The organism is Paenibacillus sp. FW104-T2 (assembly GCF_058789975.1).
This window is the reverse complement of sequence record NZ_JBYTCE010000001.1, coordinates 133,225-149,584: the sequence shown is the minus strand read 5'-3', so window position 1 is coordinate 149,584 and position 16,360 is coordinate 133,225. Positions and strand designations below refer to the sequence as shown.

Here is a 16,360-nt window from a genome sequence, read left to right as displayed (position 1 = left end):
CATCACTCGCGGAATCGAGGTGAATATGTCATTTGTGTAAGCCTTATCAATCATTTATAATTTCGTTCATATGAACAATGTAGATCGATATGCCAACATTCGAAATAACGGTTGACCTATATTTAAGCCAAATGAATAGAAAGGGGGAAATAGCGTTGCTGCAGCTCACCGAGAGACAGGCACAGGAAATCGTCGACAAAATGATGCAGGACATCCCGTATAACATCAACATCATGAATGAACAGGGCATTATTATTGGAAGCGGCCAGAGAGAGCGGGTCGGAACCGTTCATCAAGGCGCTGTTCGGGCACTGACAACCGGAACCCGAATTGAGGTCTGGCAGGACGGGAAATTAGAGAAAATGGGTACCAATGAACCGATTACGATCAACAACCAGCATGTGGGTGTCATCGGAATTTCCGGCCATCCGGATGAGGTTCGCCCGTTCTGTAACATTGTACGGACAACGGTAGCGCTCCTCATTGAACAACGCAACCAATTGGAGAGTCTGGCTCACGAAACATCGCGCAAAAAGGCCTTTCTGGAACGCCTATTGAATCATTACGGCTCCTATTCCTTGAAGATCAGGAAGGAAGCATTGCAATACAACCTGGATCTGCAGCTGCCAACGACCCTCCTCTACATCAAGGCCAGTGGAAGTACTCCTGAATTCAATGAAAGTATAGGCAAAGTATTGCTGCAGTTTCCCTCTTTCTCCATGGAGGACGAAGGTGACGCACAGATTATCATGATTCAAAGCGAGACGGATCTTGATTCACTCCTTGAGCGAATACGTCAAGAACAGCCTCACTGCTTTATTTCGGTCAGCCGTAAAGAACCCAACGTTGCCGTTTGTTATGAGCAGGCAAGATCCGTCATGAATATTCTGATGGCACTTCAGCCGGCTACTCCTCTCCTCTATTATAATGATGTGCACTTTCTGGTAAGCTTCAGCAAGGCTCGACTGACGTCTCAAGCCAACATCATTAGCAGGCTGGAAGACCATGCAGATCTGCTGGAAACCTTGCGCAGCTTCATCCACCATAACGGCAGCATGACTATGACGGCTACCGATCTGAACATTCATCGCAATACGCTGCAGTATCGCCTCAAACGCATAGAGAGCATTACGGGCAGAGACCCTCACAACTGGTTCGAACTGATCGAGCTTACCCATGGACTACTCTCACTCCATCAGTGACACCAGCCATCATAACAAAGAGAGACGGGCATGCAGCATCTGCACGCTGGCAGATCCGCAACCCGTCTCCATTATACTCTCATTTATTATTTCATAACTAAATCATCAAGATCACAGACCCAACTTCAGCACTCTTGCAATATTCTCCATGGTACGCTCCACATTCTCCGGCCCTTCACGAAGCAGCTTACCCAGATCAGCTGCACCCGGTACAATACCGAATATGGCATCAATACCTTCCGTGTACAGCGTATCAATCCCTTCACCAACATACCCTGCAATGGCGATCACCGGTTTGCCCGCTTCCTTGGCGGCCTGTGCAACACCGTAAGGAGTTTTGCCGAATTTCGTTTGAAAATCGATTCCCCCTTCACCTGTAAACACCACATCTGCATCATCCAGCTTGCCCTGCAAACCTGTATACTCGATGACAATTTCAATACCTTTACGCAGAACGGCCTGGGTAAATATCAGCAGACCTGCGCCCAGTCCACCGGCTGCTCCGGCGCCTGGAACATCCCGAATATCCTTGCCCAGCTGCTGGTTCACCACCTCCGCATAATGAGAGAGATTGGCATCCAGCAGCTGTACCATTTCCGGTGTAGCCCCCTTCTGCGGCCCGAATACCCTTGAAGCACCATGCTCTCCGCATAACGGATTGGTCACATCACAGGCTACAATGAGCTCCACTTCCTGCAAACGCGGATCCAGACCCGACACATCGATATGGGCTAACTTGTTCAGATCCCCACCGCCACGAGCAAGTGGCTGCCCTTGGGCATCCAGAAACTTCGCCCCGAGCGCCTCCGCCATGCCTGTGCCGCCATCGTTGGTGGCACTGCCACCAATCCCGATAATGATTTTGCGAATGCCAAGATCCAGACATGCCCGAATCAGTTCTCCTGTTCCATAAGTGGTCGTGCGGAGAGGGGCCCTGCTGTCCGGGGTTACCAGATGAATGCCGCTGGCTGATGCCATCTCAATGGCTGCCGTAGTGCCGTCGCCCAGAATGCCATACTGCGCCATGACCGATTGACCAAGCGGTCCGCTCACCTCTTTCAGGTGAATAGCACCATTCGAAGCATCCACCAGTGATTGCACGGTCCCCTCCCCGCCGTCTGCCATGGGCACATGGATGTAACGGGCGGTCGGGTAGATTTTACGCAATCCTTTTTCCATCGCAATACAGACTTCCTTCGCCGTCATGCTTTCCTTGAATGAATCTGGTGCCAGTACAAATGTCTTCTCTCCCATTCTTCTCACCCCATCCTTGATATTAGAGGATAAATCCGTATAGTAATGTGGCTACAATCGCCATCGTCCCACCTACAATAGCTTCATATGGAATGACACCCATCCGCTGCCGGATCGTCATTTTCATGCTGTCTGCCGAAACGTGGAAGTAATTCCCCTGAGGCAGAGAATCAATGACGGTTGCCCCGGTGTGTACCATAACTGCTGCAGCGAGCGGAGCCGTTCCCATGTTCAGAATCGCGTCGCCGAACGAGCCTGTTGCCAGAATGACACCGGTTGATGTAGAGGCAGTAGCTGCTGCCATCAGAATACCCGCAATCGGCGCCAGGAAAGTACCTGAGATGCCGGATGCTTCAATTAAACTAACCACCTGACCTGACAGGTCGGATGCAGAGATCAGACCCGCAATCCCGCCCGCGCCGATTAGAATAAGCACGGTCGCTGTCATTTTATTTAATCCGGAAGTTGTGTACTTCACAATGTTTCTACCTTGTCCCATCGCCAGCATGCCGATGATGCCGGCAAGCGGCAGAATATACATCGCATCCACTTTGAACGTGGATAGTACCTCTACCCCTGTTATTGAACCAATCGGGTTAATCATTAACAAAATGATAGCTACCAGAGGTGCAACAATCGCTTTTTTCAGCGGCGGGTACTGCGAGGTATCCACTTCCCCCTGCTCCGCTTCCTGATCAGTAACCATTACGCCTTTATTTTTGAGCATCGAAGCCACGATAACGGTTACAATTAATCCGCAGATGGCCGGAATCACACCTGCCAGCATGACATTGCTGAGATCCAGATCGAATCCACGTGCCGCTGCGATCGTATTGGGATTCGGAGAGATAATATTCCCCGCCTTACCACCGCCAGATAGCGCAAGAATCAGGGCCAGTTTGGAAATACCCATTTTGTTACCCACAGACAAGGCGATAGGTGCCACTATAAGTACGGCAACGGGGATGAACACCCCAACAGCTGTAATAATCATCGTGGCCAGTGCCAATGCCAGAATTGCCTTGCTTCCGCCAAATTTTCGCACAATCGCCTGAGCTATGGTCTCTGCCGCTCCAGACTCCATCATGACACCTGCCAGAACCCCTGCCGCAAGAACGCGAAGCACGGTGCCCATGACGCTTTGCGTACCATTGACCAATATGTTTACGGTCTCTTCCAGGTTTGCTCCACCAATTAAAGCGCCTACAATTGCTCCCAGAAACAAAGAATAGACCGGGTTCAGCTTCCTTAAGATCAATATGATGGCAATAGCAAGTCCTGCCAGTGCGCCAATCCAACTAATAGTTAAAGCCTCCATTGTGATTGCCCCCTTGCTCTTGTTGAACACGCTTTCATTATAGAGGCTGGCGCATTAAATAAATATTGATGAAAGGACGAAATTCATTGTGCATATGCACAACAGCCTGCTGCCCAATGATTCGAGGCAGCAGGCTGTTGTGCGTTAGGTGACTGGCTTATAGTCGCTTAACCTTCCTTCGTACACGAGCTTCAGGCGATCGCTTTGACGAAAATCATCGGGCGTCACCAGCGCAGGCAGCTTATTCCACAGCTTAATTCCTGAGCGTTGAAGGATTTCCGCCACGAACTGGGAGCAAAAGTAGGAGTTGCTGAATTCCACGGGCTCCTTCAGGGTAATGCCGATGACCCCCAGCAGATTATACATGTACTTCTGACGGCTGCGGATGAAAATTTGCAGCACACGTTTCATTTTTTCCACCTCGCGGTCCGTAACCTGAAGCTCATAAATGACACAAGTTGTATTTGGATATTTGCTATATCTACCCGTCTGAATATCCTCCTTCACAAAACCGCCATTCAGCGGATTGTTCGGGTGCTTGCGGCCGAAGCTGTACAGCTCGGATAATTCCCGGTTGAAAGAGATCGAGGCATGATTGTATGGTGCTCTGGTGTAACTCTGAATAACCTTGGTAAACAGTGTCCCTGTATTCGTAAGCAGGATGTAGATTGAACGGTCGGCTGTCATAACGAAATTTCCCCTTATCAAGTTGGCACTATTCCTTCATAATAACATAGGTACCCAATTATGGGATCTTACTTCTGGAATAAGCAGGTGATTGGCTCGTGAGCAGCTCGCTCTTCACATTAACGCTCATTTTTGCAGCATTACTCGTCATACATATCGTGTACAAAATCATTGCCAGGCTTCAGCCGGATAAGGATTATTCGGGCATCGGCAACAAAATCAAGACCTGGTGGGGCATGCTCGTCATTTTCTGTCTCGCTACGCTCTTCAATCCGATTGTTTCCCTTATCTCGTTAATGGTACTCGCGTTCTTCGCGCTCAAAGAGTATTTCTCCATGATCCGCAGCACCCGAAAGGCTGACCGCCGGCTGTTCCTATGGGCTTATCTGGCTATACCGGTGCAGTTCTATTGGATCTATATTGGATGGTATGGGATGTTTATCGTCTTTATTCCGCTGTATGTCTTCCTCGTGCTGCCTCTGCCCCGCTTGATTAATAAGGGAACAGTCGGCTTCCTGCGAAGTGTAAGTTCTACGCAGTGGGGATTGATGCTAATGGTATTTGGACTCAGCCATCTGGCCTACTTTCCGTTCGCAACACCGGAGTATGGGTCGAAGCTGGTCTTGTTCCTGGTCGTGTTAACACAGCTTAACGATGTGGTCCACTATCTGGTCTCCCTCTATCTGGGCAAACGAAAAGTGGTGCCCACAGCTAATCCATTTTTGACATGGGAAGGATTCGCCTGTGCATTCGTGATCACAACAGCAGCCTCCTATTTCATTCACCCTTATCTGACTCCGTTCGATTGGCAATTCGGGATCTTTATCGGTGTATTGATCAGCCTTGCCGGTTTCTTCGGCAGTCTGACGGTGTCTGTACTCAAGCGCGACCTGTTAATCGGGGACGACAACAAATTCGATGCACTCAAAAAAAGCTATCTGAGCCGGGTCGACAGCCTGACCTATACGTCTCCGGTCATGTTTCATGTCGTTCGTTATTTCTTCGATTTCATGTAGAGAAGACCACGCTTAACACAAGATGCCTTTTTAGATATTGTGCCAAACAAAAAAACTGCATCTCCAATTGTTAGATGGGTGTCCAACAATTGGGATGCAGTTCAATATCGGCTGCTTATACGTTATTTTTTCAACTGAACTTCCTGCTCAGCCAGGATTTCCTTACCCGCTTCATTCTTGTAGACAAGTGTGATCTTACCCCGTTCACCCTTCATTTCATCCGAGTACATAAAGCCGGAGAACTGTCCGTTCCCGCTAATATAGAAGCCTTCTTTACCGTCACCACCATGCTGAATCGCCTCTGCAGGCGAGTTAATAATGGTAATCTGGTTGGACGTCCACCGCAGTTCAGAGAGGGTGTAGCCCTCTGGTACCTGACTCACGGAGAAGTCAAAGCTTTGGTTATTCTCTGTCGGCTTGTCCGATTGGTCAATTTGAATGGTGATTTGTTCGTCATTTGTTGATGATTCGGATTGAGCAGACAGCTTCCCTCCATCACCATCCGCCGTATTCGCTGGGTCCTCATTGCCCTGTTTTGCATCCGAGTTCGGAATGGAGCCTTTTCCCGCTTCCTCGATAGGCTGCTTGGATTGCGGATAAGCGTGTTCCTGAACCGATTCATTGTTATTTTTCGCGCCACAAGCGCTGATCAGCAGCAGAATGCAAAGCACCGATGCCCAAAGAGCAAATGTATTCGTGTTTTTTTTCATCATTGGAACTCCTTCCTCTTGGTCTAATCCATCTAAACGACACATGCCTTATTAATCACTACACCATATCGTCCCTCATGAAGCTCCATAATATGTAAACCATCCGAATTTGATCATTACAGCCACACTTCGATGAGTTCTGAACTATTATATTGGCGGGTTATTTATATTCCTGGGGATCTTTTTGGTAAACTGGACTGGAGGAAAGAAACACATTGCATTGAATTAAAATATTCATGCCTGATTTTCGGCGATGCCATGCGCATCGTTTTTTTATAATAACAAAGACAGATGTGACTTCCGATAGGACTGCATCTTGCTGGCTGGAACAAAAATCGTAAGGACGTGCGTTTAATGATCTCTGCTGAACTGAAAGAACAATATTATCAGGCTCTGGTTGCCAAAGATTCGGAATACGAAGGTTTATTCTATGTTGGTGTCAAAACGACGGGGGTATTTTGCCGCCCTACCTGCCCTGCACGGAAGCCCAAATATGAAAACTGTGAGTTTTATGAGACCGCACAGCAGGCACTGCTGGCTTCATTTCGTCCCTGCCAGCGCTGCCGTCCATTATCTCACCCCAACCAGGTTTCCGATGTAGTCCGAATTCTGGTCGAGGCCGTGGAGAACAATCCGGAAAAGCGCTGGAAAGGTCAGGATTTCAAGGATCTATCCATCGATGAGTCCACAGCACGCCGCCAGTTCAAAAAGCGGTTCGGCATGACCTTTGTGGAGTATGCTCGCGCTCGTCGTATGGGACTGGCCTTGAAGAATATCCGCTCAGGCCGCACCATTATCGATACCCAGCTATCAACAGGTTACGAATCCAGCAGCGGCTTCCGGGATGCTTTCTCCCGAATTATGGGCGCCGCTCCTACTCATGTGGATGACGGGCGGGTGCTGAAGGCCTCCTGGATCGATACCCGTCTTGGACCCATGATGGCCGTGGCAGATGATACAGCCCTGTATTTGCTTGAATTTGTCGATCGTAGAGGTCTGGAGCGGGAAGTAGAGCGCCTTCGTAAACGAACCAAGTCCGCTATCGTACCTGGTGTAACTGAACCCATTCGGTCCATAGAAAGAGAACTGGCGGCGTATTTTGACGGGACTTTAACGGCATTCAATACTCCGTTGTTCTGTTTAGGAACACCATTCCAAAAGAGCGTCTGGGAGCAGCTTAGGGCGATTCCGCCAGGCGAGACAAGGTCATATCAGGATATTGCTATCGCGCTGGGTAAACCGTCCGCATGCCGTGCAGTCGCACAGGCCAATGGGGCGAATCAACTGGCCATTGTCATCCCGTGCCACAGGGTCATTAATGCAAGTGGTGATCTCGGTGGGTACGGCGGTGGCCTTACTCGCAAGAACTGGCTGTTAACCCATGAGAAGAATGCTTATGAACACATTCGTTAAGACATCGCCAGTGAAAGTAATTGATTAATAACGATATAACGGAGGAGAATTCATTCTATGCAGACCCTGAAAGAACAAGCACAGCTATTTCACCAGCTGCACATCAAAGGTAATCCACTCGTGTTAATCAATGTGTGGGATGCCGGAAGTACAAAAGCCATTGAATCGATTGGAGCCGCAGCCGTAGCCACCGGAAGCTGGTCTGTTGCCGCGGCTCATGGTGAGCAGGACGGAGAGATCATGCCGTTTGAATGGGCACTTTCCAACCTGGCTCGCATCACATCCAGCACTAAACTGCCTGTTACCATCGATATTGAGGGAGGGCATGGCAGGTATGCGTCAGAAGTGAAGGAAAACGTTCTCCGGGTAATTGAGCATGGTGCTATCGGCATTAACATCGAAGATCAACTTCCTGGTGGAACAGGCCTCTATGCCATTGAGGAATTCGTTCTGCGCTTGAGAGCCGCTCGGGAAGCCGCTGAACGAATGGACATTCCCCTATTCATTAACACTCGCACGGATATATTTCTGCAAACTCCCCCATCGCAGCATACCTCATCCCATCTGGAAGAAGCCCTGGTACGATCCCACGCTTATGCAGAGGCAGGAGCCAACGGGCTATTCGTTCCAGGTCTACAGGATCCACAACTCATTCAGGAATTGTGTGAACGCTCCCCTATTCCAGTCAACGTAATGGTGACATCTAATGAGCCAACACCAGCACAGCTCGCGAGTCTCGGGGTAGCCCGGGTAAGCTATGGACCTTATCCTTATCAGAGTGCCATGGAACACTTGAAAGAACTCGGACGAAGCATTTTGCTTGAAACAAGCTAAGAAGATTACAGGTGCAGGAATAATTATATAAACAGAAAAACACGAGGCAGTGATGCACTCGTGTTTGTTTACGTTTGATTTCATAGATCCACATAGCCTTCTAACGGATACCGATAACCACTACTCTTTTCTGCCCTTCATCGTAAGCGGCGTATTCTTCATCATGGGATAGGTGCATAGAATTAACCCCCAGCTCAAAGCCCCCAAAACCGTGGCAAACACCAGGATGTTGATACTCGTGAACCACTGTACCAGAGCACTCAGATCGGACAAAACGAACGCCAGCGTAAGAATCAGGCCCAAGCCGAAGAACAGGATCAGGAAATTGCGCATTCCCAGCCGTATCCAGCACACCGTCAAAAAGATAGATAACCCGAGGACAAGAAATCCAATCATCAAGTCCATCCAGAGATAAGACAGGAATTGATAATGACCTGAGTGCAGCCTACCCAACTGATAAAAGGTTACACCAAGCCATCCAGCTTCATGAAGCAGATGCATGATAAGATAGATCACATTCAGAATGGTAATGGTACCAACCACCATCCATGCAGAGATGAGGTAGAAGGATTTCAGAAACTGAATCCGGGTGCTCCCCAGTCCAATTGCAACGGGGTACAGCGTAATTAGACCTGCCACAGCAAATGCACAGATCCCCCCATACATCGGCCCGAACAGCTGAGTGGTAAAAGCAACATCAAATATGAAGCCCACTGCCAGATATACGGCCGTAAGCATAAGTGTAATGAGTGAGAAGAGCATCAGATACCAACGCATATCATCCAGAATCAGTCGATTTGTACCTTTTACTGCATTCATCCCTTAAGCACCTCCTGTTTCCGCGTCAGGTTAACCAAATAGTCCTGCAGGGTCGCTTTTTCAATAGAAAGACCATGCGCCTGCGCTATATCTCTCCACTCCTTGGAGTAAGAGGCGTCAATCATCACCTTTTTTGTTGACCCGAGCTGTGCAGACTCCATGATGTTTTCGCCTTGGGTAACCTGATCTATATCTCGAATTAACCCTGTTAGAAGAATTCCCTTTTCGCGCATCTCTTCCATCTGTTCATGACACAGTACGCCACCTTGATGGAGCACGATGAGTGACTCACATAACGGCTGAATCTCTTCAATATGATGGGTTGAAACCAGAATCAAACGGGGATGCTCTTCATAACTTTCAAGCAAGGCATTATAGAAAAATTTGCGTTTCTCTGCATCCAATCCGTTGGTCGGCTCATCCAGAATGGTAACACTCGCATGGCTTGCGAGGCCAAGAACCATCTGGGCAGCTGTTTTCATCCCTTTGGAAAATTTGATGATCTTCCTTTTGGATGGTAATTCAAACAGATCAATTAACCGCTCCGCCAATTCCTGATTCCACTCTGGATGGAAATACTGACCGAATCGTACCAGGTCACTTATTGTCCAGTTCCTGCCCAGCGGGTGATTCTCCTGAACGTAGCAGAGATGCTTCTGAGCAGCCAGATTATTATAGGGGTCCTCCCCCATGATTTGAATGCTGCCTTGATCAGGACGGTTATGTCCAGCAAGCAAACTCATAAGTGTTGTCTTCCCGGCTCCGTTCCTCCCCCAGATCGCACTAATGACCGGCTCACTTTCATGCAATGTGACATGGTCCAAAACAGGTGTCTGATGATAACCGTAGCTTACCTGATCTACACGAATCATGACTCACTCTCCTTGTCTCTCTTGCCTTTAATCAGATCAATAATCATGTCTTCATTCATATGAATCCGTCTGGCTTCCTCGAGCAGTGGCATAATGTATTCTTCGTAAAAATGCTGTTTTCGTTCAACCAGCAGTGCATCTCTTGCTCCTTTGGCGACAAACATCCCAACACCTCGCTGTTTATAAATGATTCCTCTGTCCACAAGCTCCTGCAGCCCTTTGCGCGCTGTTGCCGGATTGATATTGTAGAAACGTGAGAGCTCATTGGTCGATGGAACCTGCTCTTCCGCTTGTAATCTGCCTTCCACAATATCATCCATAATCATCATGGCAATCTGATGAAATATGGGCTGTGATTCATCCAAAGTCGATTTCATGCCAATCCAACTTTCGTTATTTAGGTTAATTGGTTAATTACTCATGTAACTAACTATAGTACACAGATATCCAAAAGTAAATAGCCGAATATCCCGTATTTACTTTTTTTTGAATCTGCAGGATTGTGTGAGTTCATCCGTTTAAGGAGCCACCCCTCCTTTGTCGTGGCAAAGGCAAACAAAAAAACGCCTCTGAATGAAAATTCAGAAGCGTTCCAATTCCCTAATGGGATTAAGTGCCAAATCCATGATCAGCGGTTCTCATAATTGAGGGGTTTGGAGCATCCGTACTTAAGTCAGGCTCACTTGCAGGAGTTAGTATGCTTACCACAATGCTACATGTAGCTATCAGCAAAGCCAACTTTCTCTTCATTGAGTTTCTGCACCTCACTAATGATCATTTTGTACTGCTGCTTGGCTGTATCGGTTGCATAATCCCTATACTGTTCAAACAATCCGATACCCCTTAGCATACCCCTGCCGCTGCTAATTTCAATAGAAAATCTCAAACTATCAAGCACAAATCCCAAGCCTTTATGATATTCATCTTTCTTTAGATAATACGCTCCGAGATCAACTAAAAGACGTAAATAACGATCATCTGTAACCTGCTTGCTAACCTTTCCAATTCGATTACTCTGTTCCTGATACGTAAAATAGGATTGATACCGTTCAAGAACATCATCGATATTTTCACCATAACGATTAGCAGCGGTGACTATATCGCAAAGCGCAGGGAAAATTTCGTTTTCCTTGGTAGATATATATTCTAAATAGGAGGGAAGTACCTCGAACTGCCCAGCCATCAATTGATAGATATAACGATTAGCTTCAGCCCATTCCTGGAACTGATTAATAACCACAATCTCATCCTGATCGGGGTCTTTAACCCAGCTGTTATCTGCATATAATGAAACATATTTCAAAGCACTATCGTAATCCTTGAGATGATAACATGCACTTCCAGCAGCCAAATCGGAATAAAGGATATAGAAAACAATGGGCCTTTTGGTTTCTTCCTGTTTTCTTCTGCCATTCAATTCATAATGAATGGTTGCCTTCACCCTCAGCTTCTCGGACAGCTCCTGTACTTTGCTCCATCGGTGTAATGCTCCAAAAGCATTGATCAGTTCATTAAGAGCGTCCAACTGATATCGTTCATCCAGGCGATCAACATAATACTCGAATTTGGCTGCGATGATCAGGTTTCTCTGCTGGTCATTGGTCAGACCCAACTTGAACAGCCGATACTGACATAGAGCGAGACGTTCCGAATGCTGCATTTTCTCACTCTCAGCGATCGTTTCATATAAGAGGATGGCTGGTTTAAATCTACCTTCGTGGTAGAATTCCTCAGCCAGATCAAATAAAAGGGGAATATACGATAGATTATCCATCATTAATCGGATAACCTCTTCAATACAATTTAGCTTGTCTAACTCCGCACAACGGTGAAGGAAGGGGCCCAGTCTTCGCCAATCGGGGGTAGCATGAACGAAACACTCATCTATATACAATTCATAGAAATGGCCTTCTTCAAGCTTCATGGCTGAAGTGATTCGGTCCAACTGCTGCATCGCAATCGGGCGGTTTTTGTTCAAAATATTGCTCAGCGTACCCGAATTAATACCCGATGCTTCCGAAAAAAAACTGATGGACATCTGCTCGCGCTTCAGATAATTCTCTAAATGATCGCGAATCGTGGTTGTCGGCTCCAAACGAACACCACCCTCCCAAATTAAAGCCATATACAGGATTAACGGTATGCAAAAGTAATTATATGTAATCCAAAAGAAAGGGTCAACATAATAATTTCAACTAATTTGTATTAATTACAATTTAATCCTTTTGATAAAATAAACCCCGTTCCCCTATTTTATACCGGGAATGAACTCGCATCAAATCAGGAAAAAACAAAAAACACGGGCCGAATAAATGCTCGTGTTTTCGTATAAGAGAGTAGACTCTACGACTCTATTTGTGAATCAGATTTAAGGCAGGATGTTGCCGGCAGCACGATAGATTTCATACCACTCCTGGCGTGTAAGATGAACATCTCCAGCTTTGACACAGTCCTTCAGGCGTTCAATATTCGTTGTGCCAGTTACAGGCTGCATTTGAGCTGGGTGACGCAGCAACCAGGCAATCGCAATGGTGGTGTTGCTCACATCATATTTGGCTGCAATCTCATCGATCTTGGCGTTCAGTTCCGGGAACTTGTCGCTGCCTAGGAATACGCCTTCGAAGAAGCCATATTGGAACGGAGACCATGGCTGAATCGTGATATCGTGCAAGCGGCAATAATCCAGAATACTGCCATCACGGTTCACGGCCGCATCGTTCTCCATGTTCACGTTGATCCCACTGGAGATCATTGTTGTGTTGGTAATACTCAGCTGAAGCTGGTTGGCTACCAGTGGCTGTTTCACGTATTTTTTCAACAGTTCAATCTGGTTCGGATTCTGGTTGGATACGCCGAAATGACGCACTTTGCCTTCACGTTCAAGCAGATCGAATGCCTCTGCCACTTCTTCCGGCTCTACGAGAGCATCCGGACGGTGCAGCAGCAGAACATCAAGATACTCGGTTTTCAGACGCTGCAGAATGCCATCCACCGAATTCAGGATATGCTCTTTGGAGAAATCAAACATGCCCTTGCGGATACCGCATTTGGATTGCAAAATCATATTTTCACGAATCTGGGGATTCATCTGTACCGCCTCTGCAAAAATCTCTTCACATGCCCCGTTTCCATAAATATCAGCATGGTCGAAGAAGTTCGCACCGACTTCCATGGCGGAATGAACAAATTGTTCTGCCTCTTTGTTGCTGAGTGAATTGATGCGCATGCAGCCTACGGCCACAACTGGTACTTCAAGTGAGCTGCTGCCAAGTTTTATTGTTCTCAAGGTGATTTCCCTCCATATTCGGATATTGGTATATACTTGTCTTCCAGCTTTGATTGTGACACAGATCTGCAATCGGTTTCAATGGATTTTTAGACATCTTATATGGAAAAATGGTCGTTTTTTCTCCATTTCTAGACAGGCTTACGTTTCTTGAGGCACGATCACTTCAATATGTTGAGGCAAGACGCTGATCTGGATAGGTAACGCAGGCCCTTCCTCCCCATCCACATTGGTGCGAACCGATTCAGTGCAGCTTACCCGGATATCTTTTGCCGTAAAATAATCCACATCCTTATGGTCCTTCAGATGCCCAAACAATAAGGAGGTTCCCAGTGTCAGGCTGTTGAACACACTGATATTGCGGATCACAAAACAATGAATCAGTCCATCGTCCACTACTGCATCCGGAGACAGCTTCTCAAATCCGCCAACCGAATTGGTTAGCGCAGCGAGAAACAACGGGGATTCACCCTCCCACGTCAGCCCATCGTATTCAATCTTCAAAGGATAGGCGGGCGAGGACACGAGGTCCTTCAATCCTTCCTTCAAATAAGCCAGGGAGCCCAGCTTCGACTTTTCTTCCGATGAGACGGAAGATAACGCTTCAGCCAAAGAACCGGCTGCCACCACGTTGGCGAAGAGACGATCATTAATCCTCCCCAGATCCACCTTGCGTACCTGATCTGAACCAAGCTGCTTAATGGCTTCATCAGGATCGAGAGACAGATGGAGCGCACGGGCAAAATCATTTACTGTACCTAGTGGCACAATACCCAGCCTGGGACGATGCTTCTGATCCATCATGCCATTAATGGTCTCATGCAGCGTGCCGTCTCCCCCAATGGATATGACCAGATCACAGCCGCCTTGGCAGGCGTCCAGACAGTAACTGGTTGCATCACCCTCCCCGGCTGTCTCATTAATCATCACTTGATATTGCTGCGATTCCAAAATCGCCTGAACTTGGGACACGTACTGCTGCGCCTCTTCTTTTCCCGATGACGGATTGCTAATGATCATGGCTTGACGCATAAACGCCTCTCCCTCCACCTGCACATATTTACTTCTTCTATACCCTTTCTCGGGGTAGGATGAATAAGGCTCGCAGGCCAAAAGATTTTTTTGGTAAAGTTCACCTGAAGGAGTACAGATCAAGGCTTGTTTCATATAGAATAGAAGTAGAGTTGTTACCCGTCCCCTGAAATGGATGTTCCTTTTCTCGCCAGACGGGTTAATAACTAGAGAAATGTTGAAGATTCATTCCTGTTGACCTGACCTTTACAATGCGTGGATTACATAAAAGCTAGAAGAACTTTTGAATATCGGAGGGAATGCATGCAATGAAAAGAATGGCACTACTATGTCTAATATTCATTCTAAGTATCGGTGCGTCAGGGCAAGCCATGGCCTACGCAACGATGGACTCAGGCAAAGGCATCATAGAAGATCCTGCACTGGAAAACGGACTTAAACTGATCTTGAACAAACCGGTAGATTCACCCTTAACTTCCTCCGACCTGGAACAGCTTACCGTTGTTGATCTGAGTAATGCAGGGATACAGAGCCTGTCGGGACTCGAATATGCGACCAACCTGACACATCTCCGCCTATACGGCAATGAGATTGAGGATCTGACTCCGCTGAAGCATCTGGACCAGCTCCGGGAAATCGACGTAAGCAACAATTATATTACCTCCATTGAGGCACTCGCTGACCTGAAGGAACTCGGACGGCTGTACATCAGCAACAACTCTATCTCTTCTATAGAGGTGGTTCGTGGCTTTACCCGATTACATACGTTTTATGCCAGTGGCAATCAAATTTACAGCTTATCTGCTTTGTCAGAACTAGATCATCTGAAATGGCTGGAGATTTCCAATAACAAGATTGCAGATCTGACTCCACTGGTTAATCAATCCCGGCTGCTGCAGCTGAACGTAGCAAATAATCAGCTGCAATCACTGGCCCCACTGGCTGATATGGACAATACATTATTGAGACTAAACGTGGCAGGCAATGCAATCTCGGACCTGTCACCCTTGCAGCATATGACGCGTCTTCAGGAGCTCGACATCTCGAGTAACCAAATTCAGCACCTCAAGGCACTTGAAGGATTGGTGCGGTTAACCGAGCTTAATGCGGAATCCAATCAGATCTATGATCTGGAGCCATTACGACAGCTCACCAAGCTGGAAGTGCTGAAGCTTGCGAACAATCGTGTATGGGATCTGACGCCGATTGCCGACTTTAATTTTACACAGGCTATTCCCGTGAATACGGTACAGGACATTGGAGCTTCCACTTCTGTATCGCCTAACGTACTGACCCCGATGACGGAAGCGGAATCCGGCGGATTGACCGTGCAAAATAACTACCTGGACGTATCGAGTGGCAGCAATACCATGAGCCTCCTTAACCAGATGAATGTCCGGGAACAGAAACGCACACCGCAAGGCCGTTTTCAGCGTCTGATCGAAGGATCAACCACAGCCTATGTGGGTGATCGCACATACGCCCTGGAAGCTGCACCTTTTATCCATGAAGGGCGTACGTATGTGCCACTGCGATTTGTGTCCGAACAACTGAATGCCCAGGTGGGTTGGGATCGCAACAAACAGGAGGCCGTAATCACACAAGGTGAACAAACCATTCGCTGGACTGCCGGCAACAAACAGGTGGTTGTAGATGGTTCGCTCCTGATGAATGATGCTCCCTTGTTGATCGAAAATGGTACGGCTTTTGTACCTGTTCGCTTTGTTTCGGAGCAGCTTAATACGACAGTCGGATATATCGGGAGAAGCAAAACGATTCTGATTTTTGAAAATAAACAGGTGGACAACAGTATTGAATCTTAAAGGTGTTACGACAAATAAGCCTATCGCAGGTTCTTGTATGAACTACATGCGATAGGCTTATTATTTTCTTGCTATGTCTCTTGCAGAACAAGGG

At 47.3% G+C, this 16,360-nt stretch carries 15 protein-coding genes; 5 read left to right on the top strand and 10 right to left on the bottom strand.

Translation table 11 applies throughout. The features are described 5' to 3' along the window. Nucleotides 1-155 precede the first annotated feature (155 nt). The gene (locus tag AC3WQ3_RS00670) at nucleotides 156-1,202 is read left to right on the top strand and encodes a CdaR family transcriptional regulator (RefSeq protein ID WP_336782521.1); all 1,047 of its coding nucleotides are present in this window, start codon (nucleotides 156-158) and stop codon (nucleotides 1,200-1,202) included. 111 nt (nucleotides 1,203-1,313) lie between these two features. Here the strand turns inward: AC3WQ3_RS00670 and AC3WQ3_RS00665 are convergent, their stop codons facing one another. The 3 genes from AC3WQ3_RS00665 to AC3WQ3_RS00655 form a co-directional block, all read right to left on the bottom strand. Beyond that, complete coding sequence (locus AC3WQ3_RS00665; protein WP_492471153.1) at nucleotides 1,314-2,456, bottom strand: glycerate kinase family protein; 1,143 nt, start codon at nucleotides 2,454-2,456, stop codon at nucleotides 1,314-1,316. A 22-nt stretch (nucleotides 2,457-2,478) separates the two neighbouring features. Next, on the bottom strand, nucleotides 2,479-3,804 hold the full coding sequence (locus tag AC3WQ3_RS00660; RefSeq protein ID WP_343226060.1) for a GntP family permease: 1,326 nt from the start codon (nucleotides 3,802-3,804) through the stop codon (nucleotides 2,479-2,481). A 114-nt stretch (nucleotides 3,805-3,918) separates the two neighbouring features. Continuing rightward, nucleotides 3,919-4,461 carry a hypothetical protein gene (locus tag AC3WQ3_RS00655; RefSeq protein WP_492471152.1) on the bottom strand — a complete coding sequence of 181 codons (543 nt, stop codon included), beginning with the start codon at nucleotides 4,459-4,461 and terminating at the stop codon, nucleotides 3,919-3,921. Nucleotides 4,462-4,559: 98 nt separating this feature from the next. On the opposite strand from AC3WQ3_RS00655, the gene AC3WQ3_RS00650 reads away from it, so the two are divergent. Beyond that, a complete protein-coding gene (locus AC3WQ3_RS00650; RefSeq protein WP_492471151.1) occupies nucleotides 4,560-5,477 on the top strand; it encodes a phosphatidate cytidylyltransferase in 918 nt (305 codons plus the stop codon). Between the two features lie 122 nt (nucleotides 5,478-5,599). Here the strand turns inward: AC3WQ3_RS00650 and AC3WQ3_RS00645 are convergent, their stop codons facing one another. Then, nucleotides 5,600-6,187: a hypothetical protein gene (locus AC3WQ3_RS00645; protein WP_492471149.1), complete on the bottom strand. Its 588-nt coding sequence runs from the start codon at nucleotides 6,185-6,187 to the stop codon at nucleotides 5,600-5,602. Nucleotides 6,188-6,541: 354 nt separating this feature from the next. Between AC3WQ3_RS00645 and AC3WQ3_RS00640 the strand changes: the two genes are divergently transcribed. Continuing rightward, on the top strand, nucleotides 6,542-7,600 hold the full coding sequence (locus AC3WQ3_RS00640; RefSeq protein ID WP_492471148.1) for a bifunctional transcriptional activator/DNA repair enzyme AdaA: 1,059 nt from the start codon (nucleotides 6,542-6,544) through the stop codon (nucleotides 7,598-7,600). A gap of 57 nt (nucleotides 7,601-7,657) precedes the next feature. Next, nucleotides 7,658-8,434, top strand: a complete 777-nt coding sequence (locus AC3WQ3_RS00635; RefSeq protein ID WP_492471147.1) for an isocitrate lyase/PEP mutase family protein — start codon at nucleotides 7,658-7,660, stop codon at nucleotides 8,432-8,434. A 120-nt stretch (nucleotides 8,435-8,554) separates the two neighbouring features. Here the strand turns inward: AC3WQ3_RS00635 and AC3WQ3_RS00630 are convergent, their stop codons facing one another. The 6 genes from AC3WQ3_RS00630 to AC3WQ3_RS00605 form a co-directional block, all read right to left on the bottom strand. Continuing rightward, nucleotides 8,555-9,253 (bottom strand): hypothetical protein, encoded by a 699-nt coding sequence (locus tag AC3WQ3_RS00630; protein ID WP_492471146.1) that lies wholly within the window; start codon nucleotides 9,251-9,253, stop codon nucleotides 8,555-8,557. Continuing rightward, complete coding sequence (locus AC3WQ3_RS00625; RefSeq protein ID WP_492471145.1) at nucleotides 9,250-10,125, bottom strand: ATP-binding cassette domain-containing protein; 876 nt, start codon at nucleotides 10,123-10,125, stop codon at nucleotides 9,250-9,252. The genes AC3WQ3_RS00630 and AC3WQ3_RS00625 overlap by 4 nt, the downstream gene beginning before the upstream one ends. After that, nucleotides 10,122-10,502 (bottom strand): GntR family transcriptional regulator, encoded by a 381-nt coding sequence (locus tag AC3WQ3_RS00620; protein WP_095290679.1) that lies wholly within the window; start codon nucleotides 10,500-10,502, stop codon nucleotides 10,122-10,124. Before AC3WQ3_RS00620 ends, AC3WQ3_RS00625 begins: the two co-directional genes overlap by 4 nt. A gap of 335 nt (nucleotides 10,503-10,837) precedes the next feature. Further along, on the bottom strand, nucleotides 10,838-12,220 hold the full coding sequence (locus tag AC3WQ3_RS00615) for a helix-turn-helix domain-containing protein (protein ID WP_492471144.1): 1,383 nt from the start codon (nucleotides 12,218-12,220) through the stop codon (nucleotides 10,838-10,840). A gap of 273 nt (nucleotides 12,221-12,493) precedes the next feature. Then, the gene (locus tag AC3WQ3_RS00610) at nucleotides 12,494-13,411 is read right to left on the bottom strand and encodes an aldo/keto reductase (protein ID WP_095290677.1); all 918 of its coding nucleotides are present in this window, start codon (nucleotides 13,409-13,411) and stop codon (nucleotides 12,494-12,496) included. A gap of 141 nt (nucleotides 13,412-13,552) precedes the next feature. Continuing rightward, nucleotides 13,553-14,443 carry a diacylglycerol/lipid kinase family protein gene (locus tag AC3WQ3_RS00605; RefSeq protein ID WP_492471143.1) on the bottom strand — a complete coding sequence of 297 codons (891 nt, stop codon included), beginning with the start codon at nucleotides 14,441-14,443 and terminating at the stop codon, nucleotides 13,553-13,555. A 308-nt stretch (nucleotides 14,444-14,751) separates the two neighbouring features. On the opposite strand from AC3WQ3_RS00605, the gene AC3WQ3_RS00600 reads away from it, so the two are divergent. Beyond that, nucleotides 14,752-16,266: a leucine-rich repeat domain-containing protein gene (locus AC3WQ3_RS00600; RefSeq protein ID WP_492471142.1), complete on the top strand. Its 1,515-nt coding sequence runs from the start codon at nucleotides 14,752-14,754 to the stop codon at nucleotides 16,264-16,266. Nucleotides 16,267-16,360 lie beyond the last annotated feature (94 nt).

Excerpts from the sequence above, each read along its gene's own strand:
- AC3WQ3_RS00605 (WP_492471143.1), bottom strand. The coding sequence starts at position 14,443 with ATGCGTCAAGCCATGATCATTAGCAATCCGTCATCGGGAAAAGAAGAG.
- AC3WQ3_RS00630 (WP_492471146.1), bottom strand. The coding sequence starts at position 9,253 with ATGAATGCAGTAAAAGGTACAAATCGACTGATTCTGGATGATATGCGT.
- AC3WQ3_RS00655 (WP_492471152.1), bottom strand. The coding sequence starts at position 4,461 with ATGACAGCCGACCGTTCAATCTACATCCTGCTTACGAATACAGGGACA.
- AC3WQ3_RS00600 (WP_492471142.1), top strand. The coding sequence starts at position 14,752 with ATGAAAAGAATGGCACTACTATGTCTAATATTCATTCTAAGTATCGGT.
- AC3WQ3_RS00645 (WP_492471149.1), bottom strand. The coding sequence starts at position 6,187 with ATGAAAAAAAACACGAATACATTTGCTCTTTGGGCATCGGTGCTTTGC.
- AC3WQ3_RS00665 (WP_492471153.1), bottom strand. The coding sequence starts at position 2,456 with ATGGGAGAGAAGACATTTGTACTGGCACCAGATTCATTCAAGGAAAGC.
- AC3WQ3_RS00625 (WP_492471145.1), bottom strand. The coding sequence starts at position 10,125 with ATGATTCGTGTAGATCAGGTAAGCTACGGTTATCATCAGACACCTGTT.
- AC3WQ3_RS00640 (WP_492471148.1), top strand. The coding sequence starts at position 6,542 with ATGATCTCTGCTGAACTGAAAGAACAATATTATCAGGCTCTGGTTGCC.
- AC3WQ3_RS00620 (WP_095290679.1), bottom strand. The coding sequence starts at position 10,502 with ATGAAATCGACTTTGGATGAATCACAGCCCATATTTCATCAGATTGCC.
- AC3WQ3_RS00635 (WP_492471147.1), top strand. The coding sequence starts at position 7,658 with ATGCAGACCCTGAAAGAACAAGCACAGCTATTTCACCAGCTGCACATC.